Here is a 22,335-nt window from a genome sequence, read left to right on the forward strand (position 1 = left end):
GGTAAAACGGTCGCCTTGCCACGCAAAGAACGGTACCTTCTGGTGCCAATGGGATGGTAAGGAGTTAATTGTGAAAAAGTGGTTATTAGCTGCAGGTCTCGGTTTAGCGATGGCAACTTCTGCTCAGGCAGCAGACAAAATCGCAATCGTCAACATGGGTAATTTGTTCCAGCAGGTCGCTCAGAAAACAGGTGTTTCTGCGACTCTGGAAAACGAATTCAAAGGCCGTGCGAGCGAACTGCAGCGTATGGAAGGCGATCTTCAGTCCAAAATGCAGCGTCTGCAGCGTGATGGTTCTACCATGAAAGCAAGCGATCGCAGCAAACTGGAAAAAGACGTTATGGCTCAGCGCCAGACCTTCTCCCAGAAAGCGCAGGCTTTCGAGCAGGATCGTCAGCGTCGTTCTAACGAAGAGCGTGGCAAGCTGGTGACTCGCATTCAGACTGCTGTTAAAGCAGTTGCTGCCGATCAGAGCATCGATCTGGTTGTTGATGCGAATGCCGTTGCTTTCAACAGCAGCGATGTTAAAGACATCACCGCTGATGTTCTGAAACAGGTTAAATAAGTAATGCCTTCAATTCGACTGGCTGATTTAGCTCAGCAGTTGGATGCAGAATTACACGGTGATGGCGATATCGTCATCACCGCTGTTGCGTCCATGCAATCTGCTAAAGCTGGCACGATTACCTTCATGGTAAGCCCTAAGTACCGTGAACAACTGGCTCAATGCCAGGCGTCAGCTGTTGTTCTGACGCAGGACGATCTTCCTTTTGCCACTGGAAGCGCGCTGGTAGTGAAAAATCCCTACCTGACGTATGCACGCATGGCTCAAATTCTTGATACCACGCCGCAGCCGGCGCAGAACATTGCTGCCAGTGCAGCGATTGATCCGACGGCTAAGCTGGGTAACAACGTGGCCGTTGGCGCGAATGCGGTTATTGAATCTGGCGTTGAGCTGGGCGATAACGTCGTCATTGGCCCCGGATGCTTCGTTGGGAAAAATACGAAAATCGGCGCTGGCACCCGTTTATGGGCCAATGTGTCCGTTTATCATGAAGTTGAAATCGGCGAAAATTGCCTCGTCCAGTCCAGTACCGTGATTGGTTCTGATGGCTTTGGTTACGCGAACGATCGCGGTAACTGGGTTAAGATCCCGCAGCTTGGTCGCGTTATTATTGGCGATCGCGTGGAGATCGGGGCCTGTACCACGATCGATCGTGGTGCACTCGACGACACTATCATTGGCAATGGTGTTATCATCGATAACCAGTGCCAGATTGCGCATAACGTTGTGATTGGCGACAATACCGCGGTTGCGGGGGGCGTCATCATGGCGGGCAGCCTGAAAATTGGTCGTTACTGCATGATTGGCGGCGCGAGCGTGATTAATGGCCATATGGAAATATGCGACAAGGTGACGGTGACGGGTATGGGTATGGTAATGCGTCCTATCACTGAACCTGGCGTCTATTCCTCCGGTATTCCGCTGCAACCCAACAAGGTATGGCGTAAAACAGCAGCTCTGGTGATGAACATTGATGATATGAGCAAGCGACTCAAGTCTCTTGAGCGTAAGATCGATCAACAAGACTAAACGTCACCCGTTTAACGCTATCTTTCCCGGCCTGTCGGCTTTCTAATAAACCGGCAGGCCGTGTTATTATTGTTATCAGTACATTTTGACAGGAAGAGTATTTTGACTACTGACACTCATACTCTGCATATTGAAGAGATTTTAGAACTTCTGCCGCACCGCTACCCGTTTTTGCTGGTAGACCGTGTGCTGGATTTTGAAGAAGGTCGTTTTCTGCGCGCAGTGAAAAATGTTTCCGTGAATGAGCCGTTCTTCCAGGGACACTTCCCGGGTAAGCCTATCTTCCCGGGTGTGTTGATTCTGGAAGCGATGGCTCAGGCTACCGGTATTCTGGCGTTTAAAAGCGTCGGTAAGCTGGAGCCGGGTGAACTGTATTACTTCGCAGGTATTGATGAAGCACGCTTCAAGCGTCCTGTCGTGCCTGGTGATCAGATGATCATGGAAGTCACTTTTGAAAAAACGCGTCGTGGCCTGACTCGCTTCAAAGGCGTAGCGCTGGTTGACGGCAAAGTTGTTTGCGAAGCGACGATGATGTGTGCTCGTAGCCGGGAGTCCTGATACGTGATTGATAAATCCGCCTTTATTCATCCTACCGCTATTGTGGAAACCGGTGCCATCATTGGCGCAAACGTCCACATTGGCCCGTTCTGTATTGTTGGACCCCATGTCGAAATTGGTGAGGGTACAGTACTGAAATCTCACGTTGTCGTGAATGGTCACACGACCATTGGCTGCAATAACGAGATCTATCAGTTCGCTTCCATCGGCGAAGTTAACCAGGATCTGAAATATGCTGGTGAGTCGACCCGTCTGGAAATTGGCGATCGTAACCGTATTCGCGAAAGCGTCACCATTCATCGTGGAACAGTGCAGGGTGGTGGGTTGACGAAGGTGGGCAGCGACAACCTGTTCATGGTGAATGCGCACATTGCGCACGACTGCACCGTGGGCGATCGCTGTATTCTTGCCAACAACGCAACGCTGGCAGGACACGTATCGGTTGATGACTTCGCAATTATTGGCGGCATGACCGCAGTCCATCAGTTCTGCATCATTGGTGCACACGTGATGGTCGGCGGATGCTCCGGTGTGGCGCAGGACGTCCCGCCGTATGTGATTGCGCAGGGCAACCATGCCACGCCGTTTGGCGTGAACATCGAAGGCCTCAAGCGTCGTGGCTTTAGCCGCGAAGCGATTACTGCTATCCGCAACGCGTACAAGCTGCTGTACCGTAGCGGTAAAACGCTGGAAGAGGCGAAGCCGGAAATTGCCGAGCTGGCGAATAAGCATCCTGAAGTGAACGCGTTCATTGAATTCTTTGACCGTTCCACGAGGGGTCTGATTCGTTAATGGTCGACAGTCGTCCGCTTACGATAGCCCTGGTCGCCGGAGAAACCTCCGGCGATATTCTTGGTGCAGGTCTCATCCGGGCGCTTAAGGCGCGCGTACCCAATGCTCGCTTTGTTGGCGTGGCTGGCCCGCTGATGCAGGCCGAAGGCTGTGAAGCCTGGTATGAAATGGAAGAGCTGGCCGTGATGGGCATCGTCGAGGTGCTGGGGCGCCTGCGACGCCTGCTGCATATTCGTGCCGATCTCACCCGCCGCTTTACCGAACTCAAACCCGATGTGTTTGTCGGTATCGATGCACCTGATTTCAACATTACCCTCGAAGGTAATCTGAAAAAGCAGGGCATCAAAACCATTCACTATGTCAGTCCGTCCGTGTGGGCGTGGCGACAGAAACGCGTTTTCAAAATCGGACGGTCCACCAACCTGGTGCTGGCTTTCCTGCCTTTCGAAAAAGCGTTTTATGACAGATTTAATGTTCCGTGCCGTTTTATCGGTCATACCATGGCGGATGCGATGCCGCTGGATCCGGATAAAAACGCGGCGCGCGACGTGCTGGGTATCCCGCATGATGTGCACTGTCTGGCGCTGCTGCCGGGCAGCCGTGGCGCAGAGGTCGAGATGCTGAGCGCTGATTTCCTGAAGACCGCGCAAATTCTTCGCCAGACCTGGCCCGATCTTGAAGTGGTTGTGCCGCTGGTGAATGCCAAACGCCGCGAGCAGTTCGAGCGTATCAAAGCCGACGTTGCCCCGGATCTTCACGTTCGTCTTCTCGACGGGAAAGGGCGGGAAGCCATGTATGCAAGCGATGCCGCACTGCTGGCTTCCGGCACGGCAGCGCTGGAGTGTATGCTGGCGAAGTGCCCGATGGTGGTCGGTTATCGCATGAAGCCGTTTACCTTCTGGCTGGCAAAACGTCTGGTGAAAACGGATTATGTCTCCCTGCCAAACCTGCTTGCCGGACGCGAGCTGGTGAAAGAGCTGTTGCAGGATGAGTGCCAGCCGCAGGCGCTTGCGGATGCCCTGCTGCCGCTGCTGGCCAACGGCAAGACCAGCCACCAGATGCACGATACTTTCCGTGAACTGCATCAGCAGATCCGCTGTAATGCTGATGAGCAGGCGGCTGATGCAGTGCTGGAGTTAGCAAAATGATGGAATTTACTTATCCCCACACGCACCTCGTTGCCGGAGTGGATGAAGTCGGGCGCGGCCCGTTGGTCGGTGCCGTGGTGACCGCGGCGGTGATCCTCGATCCAACGCGCCCGATTATGGGTCTGAACGACTCAAAAAAACTCAGTGAGAAGCGCCGCCTGGCGCTGTTCGATGAAATTAAAGAGAAGGCGCTGGCGTGGAGCGTCGGGCGCGCAGAGCCGAATGAAATCGACGATCTGAATATTCTGCACGCCACGATGCTGGCAATGCAGCGAGCCGTTGCTGGCCTGAAGGTTGTGCCTGAATATGTGCTGATCGACGGTAACCGTTGCCCGGCGCTGCCGATGCCTTCGATGGCCGTCGTTAAAGGCGACAGCCGCGTCGCAGAGATCAGTGCAGCTTCTATTATTGCCAAAGTGACGCGCGACGCCGAAATGGCCGCGCTGGACCTCACTTATCCCGCGTATGGTTTCGCCCAGCATAAGGGATATCCAACGGCTTTCCATCTGGAAAAGCTGGCTGAACATGGCGCAACTGAACATCATCGGCGCAGCTTTGGCCCGGTGAAGCGCGCGCTGGGACTGGTGTCCTGAATCAAGACGCAAGCAATTAAGTAACGCGGGATCTGAAGATGGCTGAACCACGTTTCGTACACCTGCGGGTGCATAGCGACTACTCCATGATCGATGGGCTGGCAAAGACCGGGCCGCTGGTAAAAAAGGCGGCCTCGCTTGGCATGCCTGCGCTGGCGATCACCGATTTTACCAACCTGTGCGGCCTGGTTAAGTTCTACGGGACGGCGCATGGCGCGGGGATGAAGCCTATCGTCGGTGCGGATTTCCATGTGCAGAGCGATCTCATCGGCGATGAACTGACGCAAATCTCCGTGTTGGCGATGAACAATACGGGTTACCAAAACCTCACTCTGCTTATCTCAAAAGCCTATCAGCGCGGTTATGGGGCGCTGGGGCCGTGGATTGACAGGGAATGGCTGGCTGAGCTGAACGAAGGGCTGCTGCTGATCTCCGGCGGCCGCATGGGCGATGTCGGTAAATCCCTGCTGCGCGGTAACAGCGCGCTGGTGGATCAGTGCGTCTCGTTCTATGAAGAGTACTTCCCGAATCGTTACTATCTGGAGCTGATTCGCACCGGCCGCCAGGATGAAGAGAACTATCTGCACGCTGCTGTCGCGCTGGCAGAAGAGCGCGGCTTGCCCGTGGTGGCAACGAATGACGTGCGTTTCCTGGAGTCCGGCGATTTTGACGCGCATGAAATTCGTGTCGCTATCCACGATGGCTTCACTCTCGACGATCCAAAGCGTCCGCGGAACTACTCATCGCAGCAGTATATGCGCAGCGAAGAGGAGATGTGCGAGCTCTTCTCTGACATTCCGGAAGCGCTGGAAAACAGCGTAGAGATTGCCAAGCGTTGTAACGTGACCGTGCGCCTCGGCGAATACTTCCTGCCGCAGTTCCCGACCGGGGACATGACCACGGAAGATTTCCTGGTCATGAAATCGAAAGAAGGTCTGGAAGAGCGTCTCGAATTCCTGTTCCCGGATGAAGAAGAGCGTAAAAAACGTCGTCCGGAGTATGACGAACGCCTGGATATTGAACTCCAGGTGATTAACCAGATGGGCTTCCCGGGCTACTTCCTGATTGTAATGGAGTTTATCCAGTGGTCGAAGGATAACGGCGTGCCGGTAGGTCCAGGCCGTGGCTCGGGTGCGGGCTCACTGGTGGCGTATGCGCTGAAAATTACCGACCTCGATCCGCTGGAATTTGACCTGCTGTTCGAACGTTTCCTTAACCCGGAACGTGTTTCCATGCCCGACTTCGACGTCGACTTCTGCATGGAAAAACGCGACCAGGTGATTGAGCACGTGGCCGATATGTACGGTCGTGACGCGGTTTCGCAGATCATTACCTTCGGTACCATGGCGGCGAAAGCGGTTATCCGCGACGTGGGCCGCGTGCTGGGCCACCCGTACGGTTTTGTCGATCGTATTTCAAAGCTGGTGCCGCCCGATCCGGGCATGACGCTGGCAAAAGCCTTTGAAGCCGAACCTCAGCTGCCGGAAATCTACGAAGCTGATGAAGAGGTAAAAGCGCTGATCGACATGGCGCGCAAGCTGGAAGGCGTGACGCGTAACGCCGGTAAGCATGCGGGGGGCGTGGTTATCGCCCCGACCAAAATCACCGACTTTGCGCCGCTCTACTGTGACGAAGCGGGCCAGCACCCGGTCACCCAGTTCGATAAAAACGACGTGGAATACGCCGGGCTGGTGAAGTTCGACTTCCTCGGCCTGCGCACGCTGACCATCATCAACTGGGCGCTGGAGATGATCAACGCCCGCCGCGAGAAGAACGGCGAGCCGCCGCTGGATATTGCGGCCATCCCGCTGGATGACAAGAAAAGTTTCGACATGCTGCAGCGCTCGGAGACGACAGCCGTCTTCCAGCTTGAATCCCGCGGCATGAAAGATCTGATTAAACGCCTGCAGCCCGACTGCTTCGAAGATATGATCGCGCTGGTGGCCCTGTTCCGTCCGGGCCCGCTGCAGTCAGGGATGGTGGATAACTTTATCGACCGTAAACACGGGCGCGAAGAGATTTCCTACCCGGACGTGCAGTGGCAGCATGAAAGCCTGAAACCGGTGCTGGAGCCGACCTACGGCATCATCCTGTATCAGGAACAGGTCATGCAGATCGCCCAGGTGCTTTCCGGCTATACCCTTGGCGGCGCGGACATGCTGCGTCGTGCGATGGGTAAGAAAAAGCCGGAAGAGATGGCCAAGCAGCGCTCCATCTTTGAAGATGGGGCGAAGAAAAACGGCGTCGATGGCGAACTGGCGATGAAAATCTTCGACCTGGTGGAGAAATTCGCCGGGTACGGATTTAACAAATCTCACTCCGCCGCCTATGCTTTGGTTTCGTATCAAACGCTGTGGCTCAAGGCCCACTATCCCGCTGAGTTTATGGCGGCGGTAATGACCGCCGATATGGACAACACTGAAAAGGTGGTTGGCCTGGTGGACGAGTGCTGGCGCATGGGGCTGAAGATCCTGCCGCCGGATATTAACTCGGGTCTGTACCATTTCCACGTTAACGATGACGGGGAGATCGTCTACGGGATCGGCGCGATAAAAGGCGTGGGTGAGGGGCCGATCGAGGCGATCATCGAAGCGCGTAATAACGGCGGCTACTTCCGTGAGCTGTTCGATCTGTGCGCCCGTACCGATACCAAAAAACTGAACCGCCGCGTGCTGGAAAAACTGATCATGTCTGGCGCGTTTGACAGGCTGGGGCCACACCGTGCCGCGCTGATGAACTCGCTCGGCGATGCGCTTAAAGCTGCAGATCAGCATGCAAAAGCGGAAGCCATTGGACAGGCGGATATGTTCGGCGTGCTGGCGGAAGAGCCAGAGCAGATCGAGCAGTCCTATTCCAACTGCCAGCCGTGGCCAGAACAGGTGGTGCTGGATGGAGAGCGGGAAACGTTAGGTCTGTACCTGACGGGTCACCCGATCAACCAGTATCTTAAAGAAATTGAGCGCTATGTCGGCGGCCACAGGCTCAAAGACATGCATCCGACAGAACGTGGTAAGATCACCACGGCTGCGGGGCTCGTGATTGCTGCAAGGGTAATGGTCACCAAGCGCGGCAATCGTATCGGCATCTGTACGTTAGATGACCGTTCCGGGCGTCTGGAGGTGATGCTGTTCACCGACGCGCTGGATAAATACCAGCAATTGCTGGAAAAAGACCGCATACTTATCGTCAGCGGACAGGTCAGCTTTGATGACTTCAGCGGGGGGCTTAAAATGACCGCCCGCGAAGTGATGGACATTGACGAAGCCCGGGAAAAATATGCTCGCGGGCTTGCTATCTCGCTGACGGACAGGCAAATTGATGACCAGCTTTTAAACCGACTCCGTCAGTCTCTGGAACCCCACCGCTCGGGGACCATTCCAGTACATCTCTACTATCAGAGGGCGGATGCACGTGCGCGGTTGCGCTTTGGTGCAACGTGGCGTGTCTCTCCGAGCGATCGTTTACTGAACGATCTCCGTGGCCTCATTGGTTCGGAGCAGGTGGAACTGGAGTTTGACTAATACAGGAATACTATGAGTCTGAATTTCCTTGATTTCGAACAGCCGATTGCTGAGCTGGAAGCGAAAATCGATTCTCTGACAGCGGTAAGCCGTCAGGATGAAAAACTGGATATTAACATCGACGAAGAAGTGCATCGTCTGCGCGAAAAAAGCGTAGAGCTGACGCGCAAAATCTTTGCCGATCTCGGCGCATGGCAGATCGCGCAGCTGGCGCGTCATCCACAGCGTCCGTACACCCTGGATTATGTCCGCCTGGCGTTTGACGAATTTGACGAACTGGCAGGCGACCGCGCATACGCTGACGATAAAGCTATCGTTGGCGGTATCGCGCGTCTGGACGGACGCCCGGTGATGATCATTGGTCACCAGAAAGGCCGTGAAACCAAAGAGAAGATCCGTCGTAACTTCGGTATGCCAGCACCAGAAGGCTATCGTAAGGCCCTGCGTCTGATGGAGATGGCTGAGCGTTTCAACATGCCAATCATCACCTTCATCGACACCCCGGGTGCATACCCAGGCGTAGGCGCGGAAGAGCGCGGCCAGTCTGAAGCTATCGCACGCAACCTGCGCGAGATGTCTCGCCTGAAGGTTCCGGTCATCTGTACCGTTATCGGTGAGGGTGGTTCCGGCGGTGCGCTGGCGATTGGCGTGGGCGATAAAGTGAATATGCTGCAGTACAGCACCTATTCCGTTATCTCCCCGGAAGGTTGTGCGTCCATTCTGTGGAAAAGCGCCGACAAAGCGCCGCTGGCCGCGGAAGCGATGGGCATCATTGCGCCGCGTCTGAAAGAGCTGAAGCTGATCGACACCGTTATCCCGGAACCGCTGGGCGGCGCGCATCGTAAGCCGGAAGTGATGGCTGCTTCCCTGAAAGCACAGCTGCTGGCCGACCTGGCCGATCTGGACGTCCTGAGCAAAGAAGACCTGCTCAACCGTCGTTACCAGCGTTTGATGACCTACGGTTACGCGTAAGCTTCACAATTATCTGAAAAGCCGCACATTGTTGCGGCTTTTTTTATACCTGCCGTTTACCTTAACTATGCTTATCTGATGTTTTTCAAGGAGGTAAACCATGAACATCATTGCCATCATGGGGCCACACGGCGTCTTTTATAAAGACGAGCCCATCAAGGAGCTGGAGCAAGCCCTTAAAGCACGCGGATATCAGCTAATCTGGCCGCAAAACAGCGCCGATCTGCTGAAATTTATCGAACATAATCCGCGCATCTGTGGCGTGATATTCGACTGGGACGAATACGACATGGAGCTGTGCAGCGAGATCAACAGGCTGAATGAATACCTTCCGCTCTACGCCTTTATCAACACTCATTCGACCATGGACGTCAGCGCGCACGATATGCGCATGGCGCTGTGGTTCTTCGAATACGCGCTCGGCGTGGCCGAGGACATTGCGACCCGCATTCAGCAGTACACCGGTGAATACCTTGATAACATCACGCCGCCGTTTACGCGTGCGCTTTTCACCTATGTGAAAGAGGGGAAATACACCTTCTGTACGCCGGGACACATGGCCGGAACGGCCTATCAAAAAAGCCCGGTGGGGTGCCTGTTCTACGATTTCTTCGGCGGCAACACCCTGAAAGCAGACGTGTCGATTTCAGTGACAGAACTGGGTTCTCTGCTGGATCACACCGGGCCACATCTTGAAGCCGAAGAGTATATCGCCCGCACCTTTGGCGCCGAGCAGAGCTATATGGTGACCAACGGCACCTCGACCTCGAACAAAATCGTCGGAATGTACGCCGCGCCAACCGGAAGCACGTTGCTGATTGACCGTAACTGCCATAAATCGCTGGCGCACCTGCTGATGATGAGCGACGTCGTCCCGATCTGGCTGTCACCCACGCGTAACGCGCTCGGTATCCTCGGCGGCATTCCGCGCCGGGAGTTCACGCACCAGGCCATCGAAAGTAAGGTTGCGGCGATCCCCGACGCAAGCTGGCCTGTCCATGCGGTAATCACCAACTCCACCTATGACGGTCTGCTGTATAACACGAACTGGATCAAGCAGACGCTGGACGTACCGTCGATCCACTTCGATTCCGCGTGGGTGCCCTATACCAACTTCCACCCGATTTACTCGGGCAAAAGCGGGATGAGCGGCGAGCGCGTGCCGGGCAAGGTCTTTTTCGAAACGCAGTCGACGCACAAAATGCTGGCCGCGTTTTCGCAGGCTTCGTTAATCCATATTAAAGGCGAGTACGACGAGGATACGTTTAATGAAGCCTTTATGATGCACACCACCACCTCACCGAGCTATCCGCTGGTGGCCTCTATCGAGACGGCGGCGGCGATGCTGCGCGGCAATCCGGGTAAACGCCTGATTAACCGCTCGGTGGAACGGGCGCTGCATTTCCGTAAAGAGGTCCAGCGGCTGAAGGATGAGGCCGACGGCTGGTTCTTCGATATCTGGCAGCCGGAAGAGATCGACGAGGCGGAGTGCTGGCCCGTCGCGCCGGGAGAGAGCTGGCACGGCTTCCGGGATGCCGATGCGGACCACATGTTTCTCGATCCTGTGAAGGTGACGATCCTGACGCCGGGGATGGACGAACAGGGCGTAATGGGCGAGGAGGGGATCCCCGCCGCGCTGGTGGCGAAGTTCCTTGACGAGCGCGGCGTGGTGGTGGAGAAGACCGGTCCTTACAATCTGCTGTTCCTGTTCAGCATCGGGATCGATAAAACACGGGCGATGGGTTTGCTCCGCGGGCTGATGGAGTTCAAGCGCGCCTACGATCTGAACCTGCGGGTGAAGAACATGCTGCCGGATCTCTACGCGGAAGATCCTGACTTTTACCGCAACATGCGCATTCAGGATCTGGCTCAGGGTATCCACCGACTGATCCGCCAGCACGATCTGCCGCGCCTGATGCTCCAGGCGTTTGACGTCCTGCCTGATATGAAGCTGACGCCGCACAAGGCCTGGCAGCGGCAGGTGAAAGGCGAAGTCGAAACCGTTGAGCTGGAAAACCTGGTCGGGCGGGTATCGGCCAACATGATCCTGCCGTATCCGCCGGGCGTGCCGCTGCTGATGCCGGGTGAGATGATCACCGAGGAGAGCCGGGCGGTGCTCGATTTCCTGCTGATGCTCTGTTCGGTAGGACGTCACTATCCAGGCTTTGAAACGGATATTCACGGCGCTAAGCGCGACGAAAACGGCGTTTACTGGGTGCGAGTCCTAAAATAAAGGTGACCGCTTGCCAGGTGTGGGTTTTCGGTTGTAACGTTCAGGCATCATAAAAAGGAGAAGCTATGCTGGGTTTAAAAGCGGTTCACCATATTGCGATCATCGCCACCGATTACGCGAAAAGTAAGGCCTTCTACTGCGACATTCTTGGCTTTACGCTCATGAGCGAGGCCTACCGCGAGGAGCGTGACTCCTGGAAGGGCGATCTCGCGCTAAACGGGCAGTATGTGATTGAGCTGTTCTCTTTTCCTTTCCCGCCTTCGCGTCCGTCCCGTCCGGAAGCCTGCGGACTGCGTCATCTGGCTTTCAGCGTTGATGACCTTGATAGCGCAGTAAAACACCTGGAAGCGCACGGCGTGACGTGCGAGGCGATTCGCGTCGATCCGTTTACCGATAAGCGTTTCACCTTTTTCAACGATCCGGACGGCCTGCCGCTGGAGCTTTACCAGCAGTAATGTTTGTCCTGTGTGATAATGCCCGCTCAGTTCGGGCATTTTTTATGTGTAATTTCCTATGACCTTACCTGCTATCGCACAAGCCGTTTCACCGTACCGCCAGCTGCTGGTGGGGTTTAGCGGTGGCCTGGATTCCACCGTGTTGCTGCATCGCCTTAAGCTCTGGCGTGACCGGGACCCTGGCGTCCAGCTTCGGGCTATACATATCCACCACGGACTAAGCCGCCATGCAGAGGATTGGGTGGCGCACTGTGAAGCCTTGTGTGAGGCGTGGGCTATCCCGCTCATCGTTGAGCGCGTCACGCTTGCTGATGAAGGATTGGGTATTGAGGCGCAGGCGCGTAAAGCTCGCTATGCCGCCTTTGCCGGGGCATTGCGTACAGGAGAAGCCCTGGTCACGGCCCAGCACCTGGACGATCAGTGTGAAACCTTTCTGCTGGCGCTTAAGCGGGGCAGCGGACCGGCAGGGCTTTCAGCCATGCCTGAGCGTTCTGAGTTTGCCGGTACAACGTTACTGCGTCCGTTGCTTGGCGAGACACGCGCGTCGCTGGAAGCCTGGGCGCGGGAACATCAGCTGAGCTGGATAGAAGATGAGAGCAACCAGGACGACAGCTACGATCGTAACTTCCTGCGTCTGTGCGTCCTCCCGCTTTTAAGTGAGCGCTGGCCGCATTTCGCCGACGCGACGGCAAGAAGCGCCATGCTGTGTGCCGAACAGGAAAGCCTGCTGGATGAGTTACTCAGCGAGGAGCTGGCTGACCTCATTTCAGAAGACGGAGCGCTGGCAATTGCACCTCTGGAGGCGATAAGCCAGGCGCGTCGGGCCGCGCTGTTACGTCGCTGGCTCGCCACTCATCATGCTGCGATGCCGTCGCGGGCAATGCTGAGCCGTATCTGGGACGAAGTCGCGCAGGCGCGGGAAGATGCTTCCCCCTGCGTACACCTGAGTGGATATGAGGTCAGACGTTATAAAGGCAAACTCTGGTGGGTAAAATACTCCCCCTCGCTGACCGATGTGGTGCTTCACTGGACCTCCCCAGAGGCACCGCTGATATTGCCCCGGGACGCGGGGAGTGTCTCTCTGATGCCGACTGGTCATGTGCGTCTGCCAAAACCCGGAGAACCCGTCAGCGTGCGCTTTAAGGCTGGCGGCTTGCTGCATATCGTCGGACGCAACGGGGGACGGAAGCTGAAAAAGATATGGCAGGAGTACAACGTGCCGCCGTGGCTGCGCGACACCACGCCGCTGCTGTTCTACGGTGAAACGCTGATTGCTGCTGCAGGGGTGTTCATCACGGAAGAGGGGTGGACAGAAGAGGGGGCCAGCTTCGAGTGGCGGAAAGCGTAACGGGCAGCCCGGCTGCCCGTCAGTGTCATCAGGATTCGCTCACCACGACGGTGCCGATTTGCGGGTGGCTGAAGCTGGCTATTTTGTCCAGACGCAGCTCGCGCGTCGCACCGGCATCTTCCACGACCAGGTATTCCACATTCTTGCGAGAAAGCAGATCGCTGGCCTTCGCCTTCAACACTTCGCCATCTTTTAGCTCCAGCGTCAGTATTAAATGATGCTGGCAGGCGAGTTCGAGGTTGTCATAGTCATCACAATTGATGGGTTGATAAGTATCATTCATCGACATAATCGCTCACCAGTAAATTCGCCGCAGCATACGCTGCTTTTTCCCTGACCGACTCTGAAAGGCTCTCATCAGAGGCCACTTCATTAAGCACCTTCAATACACAGCCCAACGCGTCCGGGACATACCCCAGATCTCCGCTGGCGATTTCCGCATACCGTTTGCGAATTAACTCACAATAATTATTCACATCCCCTCCCGCCAGCGCACTGACTTACTGTGAGATATCATTAAGCCTACGAAGATAAACTCGGTTTAGCAAGGTGACTATACCATACTCATCTAAGCAATATCAGCGCCTTGATAGCGGTGTATTTATTACTCCGTAACAGCCTTTTGCCTCCTTTTTCGCTACAATGTGCGGCTGATTCGAATGGAGTTCTCTCATGGCGCTGAAAGCGACAATTTATAAAGCAGTGGTCAACGTGGCCGATCTTGATCGCAACCAGTTTCTGGACGCGTCGCTTACGCTGGCACGCCACCCCTCCGAAACACAGGAGCGTATGATGCTGCGCCTGCTGGCGTGGATTAAGTATGCTGATGAACGTCTGCAGTTTACCCGTGGGTTAAGCGCGGAAGACGAGCCTGAAGCCTGGCTGCGCAACGACCATCTGGGGATCGATTTATGGATTGAACTCGGTCTGCCGGATGAGCGCAGGATTAAAAAGGCGTGTACTCAGTCTGCGGAAGTGGCGTTATTCGCCTATAACCAGCGCGCGGCGGAGATTTGGTGGCAGCAAAATAAGAATAAATGCGCGCAGTTTAAAAATCTCGCCGTCTGGTATCTGGATGATGAACAGCTGGCGCAGCTGAGCGAGTTCGCCAGCCGGACGATGGCGCTGCAGGCAACGATTCAGGACGGAGCCGTCTGGCTTTCTGATTCTCAGAATAATCTGGAAATTCATCTGACAGCCTGGCAGCCTGCGCCATGATCGTCTTGTCCCGAAGCGTCAGTATCCCTGATAGCGAGCTGGAGATCGCCGCCATCCGTGCTCAGGGCGCGGGCGGGCAGCACGTCAACAAGGCGTCGACGGCTATCCATTTGCGTTTTGACATTCGGGCCTCAAGCCTGCCAGAGTATTATAAAGAAAGCCTGCTTGCCGCCAGCCATCACTTGATCACCAGCGATGGCGTGATTGTGATCAAAGCCCAGGAGTACCGCAGCCAGGAATTAAACCGGGAAGCGGCGCTAGCCAGGCTGGTGGCGGTCATCAAAGAGTTAACGGCAGTACAAAAAAGCCGCCGGGCAACACGGCCAACCCGCGCATCGAAAGAGCGTCGGCTGTCCTCGAAAGCCCAAAAATCCACAGTGAAAGCATTACGCGGTAAAGTTCGTCGCCCGATGGAGTGACGAAAGGGAACACAATTTTCATAAGGAATTCATTGTGAAAAAAGCATTATTTTCAGCGCTGGCAGTGAGTACATTGTTTGCGCTTTTCGGGTGTAACAACCGTTCTGAAACGCAGGTTTTGCAGCCAGCGCAGAATGAAGAGTTAAAGCCAATGCAGCAGAGCTGGCTCGGCGTATTGCCTTGCGCGGACTGCGAAGGCATTGAAACGTCACTGTTCCTGCAAAAAGACGGTACCTGGGTGATGAACCAGCGCTACCAGGGCGCGAAAGAACCCTCTTCATTTGCCACCTACGGGACATGGGCGCGTACGGCGGAGAAGCTGGTCCTGACGGATACCTCCGGTGACAAAACCTGGTTCCGCCCTAAAGGTGAGAACATGGAAATGCTCGACCGGGAAGGCAATCCGATTGAATCCCAGCTCAACTACACGCTGACGCCGGTGAAAGCGGCGCTGCCAGCCACGCCAATGGCGATGCGGGGGATGTATTTCTATATGGCGGATGCGGCGATCTTTACCGACTGCGCTACCGGTAAGAAAGTCAGCGTGGCAAACAATGCGCAGCTTGAACGTGATTACGCCGTGGCGCGCGGCAATGACAGCAAGCCGGTATTGCTGACGGTTGATGGCCACTTTACGCTGGAGCCAAACCCGGATAGCGGGGAGATGGTGAAAACGCTGGTGGCAGATAAAGACGCGAAGTTTGTCGCGGGTAAAGACTGTAACAGTAAGTAAATTGACGTTGAGCCATTAAAAAACCCCGCCAGAGCGGGGTTTTTTGTTTAGCCTTTGATGGCTTTCACCAGGTAATCAAGAATATCGCCGGTCTTGATCATCTGTTTTTCGCCGCTGCGACGGTATTTGTATTCAATCTCATCGCTGTCGAGGTTACGGTCGCCGATGACGACGGTGTGCGGGATACCGATCAGTTCCATATCGGCAAACATCACGCCCGGACGCTCTTTACGGTCATCCATCAGCACTTCGATACCCTGAGCGCGCAGCTCGGCGTACAGCTTCTCGGCCAGCTCCTGCACGCGGTAAGACTTGTGCATGTTCATTGGCAGAATGGCCACCTGGAACGGCGCGATGTTGTCCGGCCAGACGATGCCGCGCTCGTCGTAGTTCTGCTCGATGGCCGCAGCCACCACGCGCGTTACCCCGATACCGTAGCAGCCCATGGTCAGGATCTGGTTACGGCCATCTTCACCCTGAACGGCGGCGTTCAGCGCACGAGAGTATTTATCACCCAGCTGGAAGATGTGGCCCACTTCGATACCGCGCTTGATCATCAGCGTACCCTGGCCGTCCGGGCTTGGGTCGCCTGCAACCACGTTACGGATGTCTGCCACTTCTGGCGTCGCCACGTCGCGATCCCAGTTAATGCCGAAGTAATGTTTACCGTCGATGTTAGCACCCGCGGAGAAGTCGCTCATTGCAGCAACCGTGCGGTCAATAACGACAGGAACCGGCATATTCACCGGACCGAGAGAGCCTGGGCCGGCATTCACGACGGCGCGGATTTCCGCTTCCGTGGCGAACGTCAGCGGGCTGGCGACCTGCGGCAGCTTTTCGGCTTTCACTTCGTTCAGTTCATGATCGCCACGCACCAGCAGGGCAACCAGCGGGTAAGCGCTGCCTTCGGTGGATTTCACCAGCAGCGTTTTCACGGTTTTTTCGACTGGCAGACTGAACTGCTCAACCAGCTCGGCGATGGTTTTCGCATTTGGCGTATCAACCAGCGTCATCTCTTGCGTTGCCGCGCCGCGAGGTTCTTTTGGTGCCAGCGCTTCTGCAAATTCGATGTTTGCCGCGTAGTCTGAAGAGTCAGAGAAGATCACATCGTCTTCACCGCTCTGCGCCAGAACCTGGAATTCATGGGACGCGCTACCGCCGATGGAGCCGGTATCAGCCTGCACAGCGCGGAAATCCAGACCCATGCGGGAGAAGATTTTGCTGTAAGCCTCGTACATTTTGTCGTAGGTCTCTTGCAGCGATTCCTGTGACGTATGGAAAGAGTAGGCATCTTTCATCAGGAATTCGCGAGAGCGCATCACGCCGAAACGTGGGCGCACTTCGTCACGGAACTTGGTCTGGATCTGGAAGAAGTTCAGCGGCAGCTGTTTGTAAGAGCTCAGCTCGTTACGAATCAGATCGGTAATGACTTCTTCATGCGTTGGACCGAGAACGAACGGACGCTCGCCGCGATCGACGAAGCGCAGCAGTTCTGGGCCATATTGCTCCCAACGACCGCTCTCCTGCCACAGGTCAGCGGGCTGAACCACGGGCATGGACACCTCGATAGCACCGGCGTTGTTCATCTCTTCACGCACGATGTTTTCGACTTTTTTCAGGACGCGCACGCCGGTCGGCAGCCAGGTGTATAACCCGGAGGCCAGCTTGCGGATCATCCCGGCGCGCAGCATCAGCTGATGGCTGATCACTTCGGCGTCGGCAGGTGTCTCCTTCAGAGTGGAGAGCAGATATTGGCTAGTACGCATGTTGTTACGGTTCCATTTCGACGATTGGAACAGGCTGAAACGCCAGCCTGACACAAAAAAAGTGGTTTAGTTTACCAGTGTGGCAAAGATGCCAAAAGAGAGGAGAACAAAATTACCTGGGTTCAAGGGCAAACACTTCGAAACCTGCCCCAGTGACGCGCCAGCGCACGTTAAAATCCAGCAGCCAGACGGCGTACGTCTTTCCTGCTTCCTCTTCTTTACGGTAGGCCGGACGGGGGTCCTGTGCCAGAACTTCAGTGATGAAATGCCGTAAGCGAGGATAGCGTTTCTCCAGCTGACTCAGCTGTAAGGCTATCTCAGGCGTAAACGAGACTGGCATATCCGCCTGCGGTGCGTCCTGAGCGTAGCTTGCGCGCGCATCCGGGAGGGATTCGGCGAAAGGCAAATAGGGTTTAATGTCGATAACCGGCGTGCCGTCAACCAGGTCCAGGCTGCCCAGCTCAAGGATGACCTGATCCTTCTGGCAACGTATGCCTTTCAGTTCAACCAGCGACATCCCGATCGGATTGGGGCGGAAGGTCGAACGAGTCGCAAACACGCCCATTCTCGCATTTCCGCCCAGGCGCGGGGGACGCACGGTGGGACGCCAGCCGCCTTCCATTGTCTGGTGAAAAACAAATACCACCCATAAGTGACTGAAAGACTCGAGCCCGCGTACCGCATCGGCCTGGTTATAAGGTGCCTGAAGATGAAGCTCGCCGCTGCCGCTGGTGACCAGACCGGGCTGGCGGGGCACGGCGAACTTCTCTTTATACGGAGAGTGGATAACGCCTATTTGCTCAAACTGAAATGCACTCATTTCGCCGTAATGTTCAGCGCAGAACCGATGCAAACCGCCTGACGGTAGCAGCCCGGCGTGCCGCTGGTGACTTCGCAGCTGTGCAGCAGCACCGCGTTAGCTTTCATTTTTGCGGCGTTAATCTGCATGCGTTTACGCGCAGTCGGGATATTCGGTGGAGAGTCCTGATTGGTTGCCTGACAGGATTCACCGCTCACTTCACCCAGTTCACGGAACGGTTTGCCGACCAGTTCGTCAGCCTTGGTGATAATGCGAACCGGCGCAGGGCGAACCACTTTCGGTTTTGCAGGCTCTGTTTTTGGCGGGGTTGCCGTGCTTTGAACGGGTTCAACAGGAGATCTGCTTAGCATAGAACAGCCGCTCAGCATGAGTGCTAAAAGACAGATCGGTAAAGCACGCATAATAATTCCTCAATGGATAATCAAAACGTCAGATATTGAATCAGGTGACTGCACAAATGACAAGACGGGCATAAGCCCGTCCTGATGATATTACACTGAGGTGAGATTACCAGCCTTTAACAGCGCCGCCGTTAAACACTTTGTTGGCTTCCTGGTAAACTTCGTCTGACTGATAGGCCTGGACGAACTTCTTCACGTTTTCCGCGTCTTTGTTATCTTCGCGAGTCACGATCAGGTTAACGTACGGAGAGTCTTTATCTTCAACGAAGATACCGTCTTTCGCTGGCGTCAGGCCAATCTGGCTGGCGTAAGTGGTGTTGATAACGGCCAGGGCAATCTGCGCATCGTCCAGAGAACGCGGCAGCTGCGGTGCTTCCAGTTCAACAATTTTCAGATTTTTCGGGTTCTCGGTGACATCCAGAACGGTTGGCAGCAGGCCAACGCCGTCTTTCAGTTTGATCAGGCCCACTTTCTGCAGCAGCAGCAGGGAGCGTCCGAGGTTGGTTGGATCGTTAGGCACGGCTACCTGAGAACCCGGCTGCAGTTCGTCCAGCGATTTAATTTTCTTGGAGTAGCCTGCAATCGGGTAGACGAAGGTGTTACCCACGCCAACCAGCTTATAGCCGCGATCTTTGATCTGCTGATCCAGGTATGGCTTATGCTGGAAGGCGTTGGCGTCGATATCGCCTTTGCTCAGCGCTTCGTTCGGCAGAACGTAATCGTTGAAGGTTACGAGCTCAACGTCCAGACCGTATTTTTCTTTCGCCACTTTCTGAGCAACTTCAGCAACCTGCTGTTCTGCACCTACGATAACGCCCACTTTAATATGGTTTGGATCTTTTTCGTCCTGACCGCAACCCACCAGTGCCAGAGAGCCAATCAGCGCGCCTACTGCTGCAAAGGTCTTTAATTTAAACGCCATGTTTTATCCTTAACTCGTCGAGTTTGTGTTGTGTGTAACGTTATTTGTGAGTAACAGCCCGGACGATGCGATCGCCAGAGAACTGGATTAAGTAAACCAGAACAACCAGCAATACCAGAACGGTATTCATCACGGTAGCGTTATATCCAATATAGCCGTACTGATAACCAATCTGTCCTAAACCGCCAGCGCCAACTGCACCGCCCATCGCGGAATACCCTACCAGAGTAATAAGCGTAATCGTTGCCGCGTTCACCAGGCCCGGCAGTGCTTCAGGCAGCAGAACCTTGCGGACGATCTGCATAGGTGTTGCCCCCATTGCACGAGAAGCTTCAATCAAACCGGTTGGGATCTCCAGCAGGGCGTTCTCCACCATACGGGCGATAAACGGCGCAGCGCCTACGGTCAGCGGAACGATAGCCGCCTGCAGACCAATCGATGTGCCGACGATCACCCGGGTAAACGGAATCATCCACACCAGCAGAATAATAAACGGGATGGAGCGGAAGATATTCACCAGCGCGGAGAGCGTACGGTAGAGCTTCGCGTTCTCAATGATTTGACCCGGACGCGTCACGTACAGCAGTACGCCTACCGGCAGGCCAATCACAAAACCAAAGAAACCCGATACAAAGGTCATTGCCAGCGTTTCCCAAACGCCGCGAACCAGTAGCCACATCATCGGCTCAGACATAACCCAGTACCTCTACTTTTACATGATGTTCTTGCAGCCAGGCGATTGCGGCCTGGGTTTCTTCTTGAGTGCCGTGCATTTCCGTCAGCATGATGCCGAACTTCACGCCACCGGCGTAATCCATCTGCGCGCTAATAATGTTGTTGTTCACGTTAAAGCGACGTGCGGTTTCGGAAAGCAGAGGGGCATCAACGGACTGACCGGTGAATTCCATACGCAACATCGGGACGCTGTCCGCCGTTGCCTCGGTTTTCAAACGCTCCAGATAATCTTCTGGAATATCCAGATGCAGCGTGGACTGAATAAACTGCTGCGCCAGCGGCGTTTTCGGATGGGAAAACACTTCGCTTACCGTGTCCTGCTCGATCAGTTCACCGTTGCTAATGACCGCCACGCAGTCGCAGATGCGTTTCACCACGTCCATCTCGTGCGTAATAAGGAGGATCGTCAGGCCCAGGCGACGGTTAATGTCCTTCAGCAGTTCCAGAATAGAACGCGTGGTGGCCGGATCCAGTGCGCTGGTAGCTTCGTCGCACAGCAGTACTTTTGGGTTGCTGGCCAGCGCGCGGGCAATAGCAACACGCTGCTTCTGCCCACCGGAAAGATTTGCCGGGTAGCTATCATGCTTATCACCCAGACCCACGAGGTCGAGCAGTTCGGTAACGCGACGCTTCACTTCTTCTTTCGGCGTGTTATCCAGCTCCAGCGGTAAGGCGACGTTGCCGAACACCGTGCGGGAAGCCAGCAGGTTAAAGTGCTGGAAGATCATGCCAATTTGACGGCGCGCTTTGGTGAGTTCTTTTTCTGAAAGGGCGGTAAGTTCCTGACCGCCAACTTCTACGCTGCCCTGGGTTGGGCGCTCAAGCAGGTTAACACAACGGATCAGCGTGCTTTTACCCGCACCCGATGCGCCAATGACGCCATAAATTTGACCAGCAGGAACATGCAGGCTGACGTTGTTCAGCGCCTGAATGGTTCGGTTCCCCTGCTGGAACACTTTGGTGATATTGGAAAGTTTAATCATTAGATTATTTTTATCGTATGTAAGTTAGCCGTGGCATTTTCTTCTGCCAGATACGGGTGATGACCGTAAACAAAACGGATGTTAAGGCATCCAGACGTCTAAATCAATCCAACTCTGTACGATGAGCACTTTATTGCGCTGCGATTCATGAGATACTAGCTCAACAGGCCTTTTTCAGGAGCAAACCGGTGGCAAAATCAGTACCCGCAATTTTTCTCGACCGTGATGGCACTATTAATGTGGATCACGGTTATGTGCATGAGATCGATGAATTCGAATTTATCGACGGCGTTATAGAGGCAATGCGCCAGCTAAAAGAGATGGGCTATGCGCTGGTGGTCGTAACGAACCAGTCCGGCATCGCGCGCGGTAAGTTCACCGAAGCGCAGTTTGAGACGCTGACGGAATGGATGGACTGGTCGCTGGCCGATCGCGGGGTCGATCTTGATGGCATTTACTACTGCCCGCACCACCCGCAGGGAACGGTAGAAGAGTATCGTCAGACCTGCGACTGCCGTAAACCGCATCCGGGCATGTTTAACTCAGCGCAGGAGTTCTTGCACATTGATATGGCTGCTTCTTATATGGTGGGCGATAAGCTGGAAGATATGCAGGCGGCCGCAGCGGCGGGAGTGGGTACCAAAATATTAGTGCGTACCGGTAAGCCCGTAACGCCAGAAGCAGAAAGTGCAGCGGATTGGGTGATTAATAGTCTGGCAGAGCTGCCAAAAGAGATAAAAAAGCATCAGAAATAGCCTTTTTGGCGAAAAGGTGAGCGGTCGAAATAAAAATGCATATTTCCGCTTGTCATTCCTCGGCAGCTCCCTATAATGCGCCTCCATCGACACGGCGGATGTGAATCACTTCACAGTTAACCCGGTCGGTTGAAGAGAAAAAATCCTGAAATAACGGGTTGACTCTGAAAGAGGAAAGCGTAATATACGCCACCTCGCAACGGTGAGCGAAAGCCGCGTTGCACTGCTCTTTAACAATTTATCAGACAATCTGTGTGGGCACTCAAAGTGACATGGATTCTTAACGTCCTCGGACGAAAAATGAATACCAAGTCTCTGAGTGAACATACGTAATTCATTACGAAGTTTAATTCACGAGCATCAAACTTA

At 54.9% G+C, this 22,335-nt stretch carries 23 protein-coding genes; 15 read left to right on the forward strand and 8 right to left on the reverse strand.

Going from position 1 to position 22,335, the window contains the following annotated elements:
- The first annotated feature begins 70 nt into the window (after positions 1 to 70).
- The 11 genes from skp to tilS all read left to right on the forward strand — a co-directional run bounded on the left by skp (position 71) and on the right by tilS (position 13,214).
- Complete coding sequence (gene skp / locus IM291_RS11085; protein WP_014882635.1) at positions 71 to 565, forward strand: molecular chaperone Skp; 495 nt, start codon at positions 71 to 73, stop codon at positions 563 to 565.
- A gap of 3 nt (positions 566 to 568) precedes the next feature.
- Positions 569 to 1,594: a UDP-3-O-(3-hydroxymyristoyl)glucosamine N-acyltransferase gene (gene lpxD / locus IM291_RS11090; protein WP_041911190.1), complete on the forward strand. Its 1,026-nt coding sequence runs from the start codon at positions 569 to 571 to the stop codon at positions 1,592 to 1,594.
- 102 nt (positions 1,595 to 1,696) lie between these two features.
- Entirely contained in the window at positions 1,697 to 2,152 is a 456-nt protein-coding gene (gene fabZ, locus IM291_RS11095) for a 3-hydroxyacyl-ACP dehydratase FabZ (protein ID WP_010426706.1), read from the forward strand.
- A 3-nt stretch (positions 2,153 to 2,155) separates the two neighbouring features.
- The gene (gene lpxA, locus IM291_RS11100) at positions 2,156 to 2,944 is read left to right on the forward strand and encodes an acyl-ACP--UDP-N-acetylglucosamine O-acyltransferase (RefSeq protein WP_063440167.1); all 789 of its coding nucleotides are present in this window, start codon (positions 2,156 to 2,158) and stop codon (positions 2,942 to 2,944) included.
- A complete protein-coding gene (gene lpxB, locus IM291_RS11105; RefSeq protein ID WP_041911188.1) occupies positions 2,944 to 4,092 on the forward strand; it encodes a lipid-A-disaccharide synthase in 1,149 nt (382 codons plus the stop codon). Before lpxA ends, lpxB begins: the two co-directional genes overlap by 1 nt.
- The gene (gene rnhB / locus IM291_RS11110; RefSeq protein ID WP_028015588.1) at positions 4,089 to 4,685 is read left to right on the forward strand and encodes a ribonuclease HII; all 597 of its coding nucleotides are present in this window, start codon (positions 4,089 to 4,091) and stop codon (positions 4,683 to 4,685) included. The genes lpxB and rnhB overlap by 4 nt, the downstream gene beginning before the upstream one ends.
- 38 nt (positions 4,686 to 4,723) lie before the next feature.
- A complete protein-coding gene (gene dnaE / locus IM291_RS11115; RefSeq protein WP_041911187.1) occupies positions 4,724 to 8,206 on the forward strand; it encodes a DNA polymerase III subunit alpha in 3,483 nt (1,160 codons plus the stop codon).
- A 12-nt stretch (positions 8,207 to 8,218) separates the two neighbouring features.
- A complete protein-coding gene (gene accA / locus IM291_RS11120; RefSeq protein WP_013095666.1) occupies positions 8,219 to 9,178 on the forward strand; it encodes an acetyl-CoA carboxylase carboxyl transferase subunit alpha in 960 nt (319 codons plus the stop codon).
- Between the two features lie 100 nt (positions 9,179 to 9,278).
- Positions 9,279 to 11,411, forward strand: coding sequence for a lysine decarboxylase LdcC (locus tag IM291_RS11125; protein WP_048960343.1), 2,133 nt, complete (start codon positions 9,279 to 9,281; stop codon positions 11,409 to 11,411).
- Between the two features lie 65 nt (positions 11,412 to 11,476).
- Complete coding sequence (locus IM291_RS11130; protein ID WP_028015591.1) at positions 11,477 to 11,866, forward strand: VOC family protein; 390 nt, start codon at positions 11,477 to 11,479, stop codon at positions 11,864 to 11,866.
- Between the two features lie 58 nt (positions 11,867 to 11,924).
- Positions 11,925 to 13,214 (forward strand): tRNA lysidine(34) synthetase TilS, encoded by a 1,290-nt coding sequence (tilS, locus tag IM291_RS11135; RefSeq protein WP_192986856.1) that lies wholly within the window; start codon positions 11,925 to 11,927, stop codon positions 13,212 to 13,214.
- Positions 13,215 to 13,242: 28 nt separating this feature from the next.
- On the opposite strand, the gene rof is transcribed toward tilS, so the two are convergent.
- The gene (gene rof / locus IM291_RS11140; protein ID WP_028015593.1) at positions 13,243 to 13,503 is read right to left on the reverse strand and encodes a Rho-binding antiterminator; all 261 of its coding nucleotides are present in this window, start codon (positions 13,501 to 13,503) and stop codon (positions 13,243 to 13,245) included.
- On the reverse strand, positions 13,490 to 13,690 hold the full coding sequence (locus IM291_RS11145) for a YaeP family protein (protein WP_008501889.1): 201 nt from the start codon (positions 13,688 to 13,690) through the stop codon (positions 13,490 to 13,492). Before IM291_RS11145 ends, rof begins: the two co-directional genes overlap by 14 nt.
- Before the next feature lie 196 nt (positions 13,691 to 13,886).
- On the opposite strand from IM291_RS11145, the gene IM291_RS11150 reads away from it, so the two are divergent.
- From IM291_RS11150 to nlpE, 3 genes are read left to right on the forward strand one after another with little or no spacing between them, the layout of a single operon-like run.
- Positions 13,887 to 14,432: a YaeQ family protein gene (locus tag IM291_RS11150; RefSeq protein ID WP_192986858.1), complete on the forward strand. Its 546-nt coding sequence runs from the start codon at positions 13,887 to 13,889 to the stop codon at positions 14,430 to 14,432.
- Positions 14,429 to 14,851 carry an alternative ribosome rescue aminoacyl-tRNA hydrolase ArfB gene (gene arfB, locus IM291_RS11155; RefSeq protein ID WP_028015595.1) on the forward strand — a complete coding sequence of 141 codons (423 nt, stop codon included), beginning with the start codon at positions 14,429 to 14,431 and terminating at the stop codon, positions 14,849 to 14,851. Before IM291_RS11150 ends, arfB begins: the two co-directional genes overlap by 4 nt.
- Before the next feature lie 34 nt (positions 14,852 to 14,885).
- Positions 14,886 to 15,584, forward strand: coding sequence for an envelope stress response activation lipoprotein NlpE (gene nlpE, locus IM291_RS11160; protein ID WP_192986860.1), 699 nt, complete (start codon positions 14,886 to 14,888; stop codon positions 15,582 to 15,584).
- Positions 15,585 to 15,631: 47 nt separating this feature from the next.
- Here nlpE and proS read toward each other — a convergent pair whose 3' ends face one another.
- From proS to metN, 6 genes are all read right to left on the reverse strand, one after another.
- A complete protein-coding gene (gene proS / locus IM291_RS11165; protein WP_028015597.1) occupies positions 15,632 to 17,350 on the reverse strand; it encodes a proline--tRNA ligase in 1,719 nt (572 codons plus the stop codon).
- A 112-nt stretch (positions 17,351 to 17,462) separates the two neighbouring features.
- Positions 17,463 to 18,170, reverse strand: a complete 708-nt coding sequence (gene tsaA / locus IM291_RS11170) for a tRNA (N6-threonylcarbamoyladenosine(37)-N6)-methyltransferase TrmO (RefSeq protein WP_136343985.1) — start codon at positions 18,168 to 18,170, stop codon at positions 17,463 to 17,465.
- On the reverse strand, positions 18,167 to 18,571 hold the full coding sequence (rcsF, locus tag IM291_RS11175) for an Rcs stress response system protein RcsF (protein WP_008501883.1): 405 nt from the start codon (positions 18,569 to 18,571) through the stop codon (positions 18,167 to 18,169). The genes tsaA and rcsF overlap by 4 nt, the downstream gene beginning before the upstream one ends.
- Positions 18,572 to 18,677: 106 nt before the next feature.
- On the reverse strand, positions 18,678 to 19,493 hold the full coding sequence (gene metQ, locus IM291_RS11180; protein WP_014168729.1) for a methionine ABC transporter substrate-binding lipoprotein MetQ: 816 nt from the start codon (positions 19,491 to 19,493) through the stop codon (positions 18,678 to 18,680).
- A gap of 40 nt (positions 19,494 to 19,533) precedes the next feature.
- Positions 19,534 to 20,187 (reverse strand): methionine ABC transporter permease MetI, encoded by a 654-nt coding sequence (locus IM291_RS11185; RefSeq protein WP_003856130.1) that lies wholly within the window; start codon positions 20,185 to 20,187, stop codon positions 19,534 to 19,536.
- Positions 20,180 to 21,211 (reverse strand): methionine ABC transporter ATP-binding protein MetN, encoded by a 1,032-nt coding sequence (gene metN, locus IM291_RS11190; protein WP_028015600.1) that lies wholly within the window; start codon positions 21,209 to 21,211, stop codon positions 20,180 to 20,182. Before metN ends, IM291_RS11185 begins: the two co-directional genes overlap by 8 nt.
- 188 nt (positions 21,212 to 21,399) lie before the next feature.
- Here metN and gmhB point away from each other — a divergent pair, with 188 nt between their 5' ends.
- Positions 21,400 to 21,966, forward strand: a complete 567-nt coding sequence (gene gmhB / locus IM291_RS11195) for a D-glycero-beta-D-manno-heptose 1,7-bisphosphate 7-phosphatase (protein ID WP_028015601.1) — start codon at positions 21,400 to 21,402, stop codon at positions 21,964 to 21,966.
- The last annotated feature ends 369 nt before the right edge of the window (positions 21,967 to 22,335 follow it).

This window comes from Enterobacter cloacae complex sp. P27C (genome assembly GCF_014895705.1).
In the GTDB taxonomy this organism is placed as follows: domain Bacteria; phylum Pseudomonadota; class Gammaproteobacteria; order Enterobacterales; family Enterobacteriaceae; genus Enterobacter; species Enterobacter bugandensis.

Bases quoted from the DNA above. Each gene is read 5' to 3' on its own strand.
- lpxD (WP_041911190.1), top strand. From the start codon at position 569: ATGCCTTCAATTCGACTGGCTGATTTAGCTCAGCAGTTGGATGCAGAA.
- lpxB (WP_041911188.1), top strand. From the start codon at position 2,944: ATGGTCGACAGTCGTCCGCTTACGATAGCCCTGGTCGCCGGAGAAACC.
- rnhB (WP_028015588.1), top strand. From the start codon at position 4,089: ATGATGGAATTTACTTATCCCCACACGCACCTCGTTGCCGGAGTGGAT.
- dnaE (WP_041911187.1), top strand. From the start codon at position 4,724: ATGGCTGAACCACGTTTCGTACACCTGCGGGTGCATAGCGACTACTCC.
- accA (WP_013095666.1), top strand. From the start codon at position 8,219: ATGAGTCTGAATTTCCTTGATTTCGAACAGCCGATTGCTGAGCTGGAA.
- IM291_RS11125 (WP_048960343.1), top strand. From the start codon at position 9,279: ATGAACATCATTGCCATCATGGGGCCACACGGCGTCTTTTATAAAGAC.
- IM291_RS11130 (WP_028015591.1), top strand. From the start codon at position 11,477: ATGCTGGGTTTAAAAGCGGTTCACCATATTGCGATCATCGCCACCGAT.
- tilS (WP_192986856.1), top strand. From the start codon at position 11,925: ATGACCTTACCTGCTATCGCACAAGCCGTTTCACCGTACCGCCAGCTG.
- rof (WP_028015593.1), bottom strand. From the start codon at position 13,503: ATGTCGATGAATGATACTTATCAACCCATCAATTGTGATGACTATGAC.
- IM291_RS11150 (WP_192986858.1), top strand. From the start codon at position 13,887: ATGGCGCTGAAAGCGACAATTTATAAAGCAGTGGTCAACGTGGCCGAT.
- arfB (WP_028015595.1), top strand. From the start codon at position 14,429: ATGATCGTCTTGTCCCGAAGCGTCAGTATCCCTGATAGCGAGCTGGAG.
- proS (WP_028015597.1), bottom strand. From the start codon at position 17,350: ATGCGTACTAGCCAATATCTGCTCTCCACTCTGAAGGAGACACCTGCC.
- tsaA (WP_136343985.1), bottom strand. From the start codon at position 18,170: ATGAGTGCATTTCAGTTTGAGCAAATAGGCGTTATCCACTCTCCGTAT.
- rcsF (WP_008501883.1), bottom strand. From the start codon at position 18,571: ATGCGTGCTTTACCGATCTGTCTTTTAGCACTCATGCTGAGCGGCTGT.
- metQ (WP_014168729.1), bottom strand. From the start codon at position 19,493: ATGGCGTTTAAATTAAAGACCTTTGCAGCAGTAGGCGCGCTGATTGGC.
- IM291_RS11185 (WP_003856130.1), bottom strand. From the start codon at position 20,187: ATGTCTGAGCCGATGATGTGGCTACTGGTTCGCGGCGTTTGGGAAACG.
- metN (WP_028015600.1), bottom strand. From the start codon at position 21,211: ATGATTAAACTTTCCAATATCACCAAAGTGTTCCAGCAGGGGAACCGA.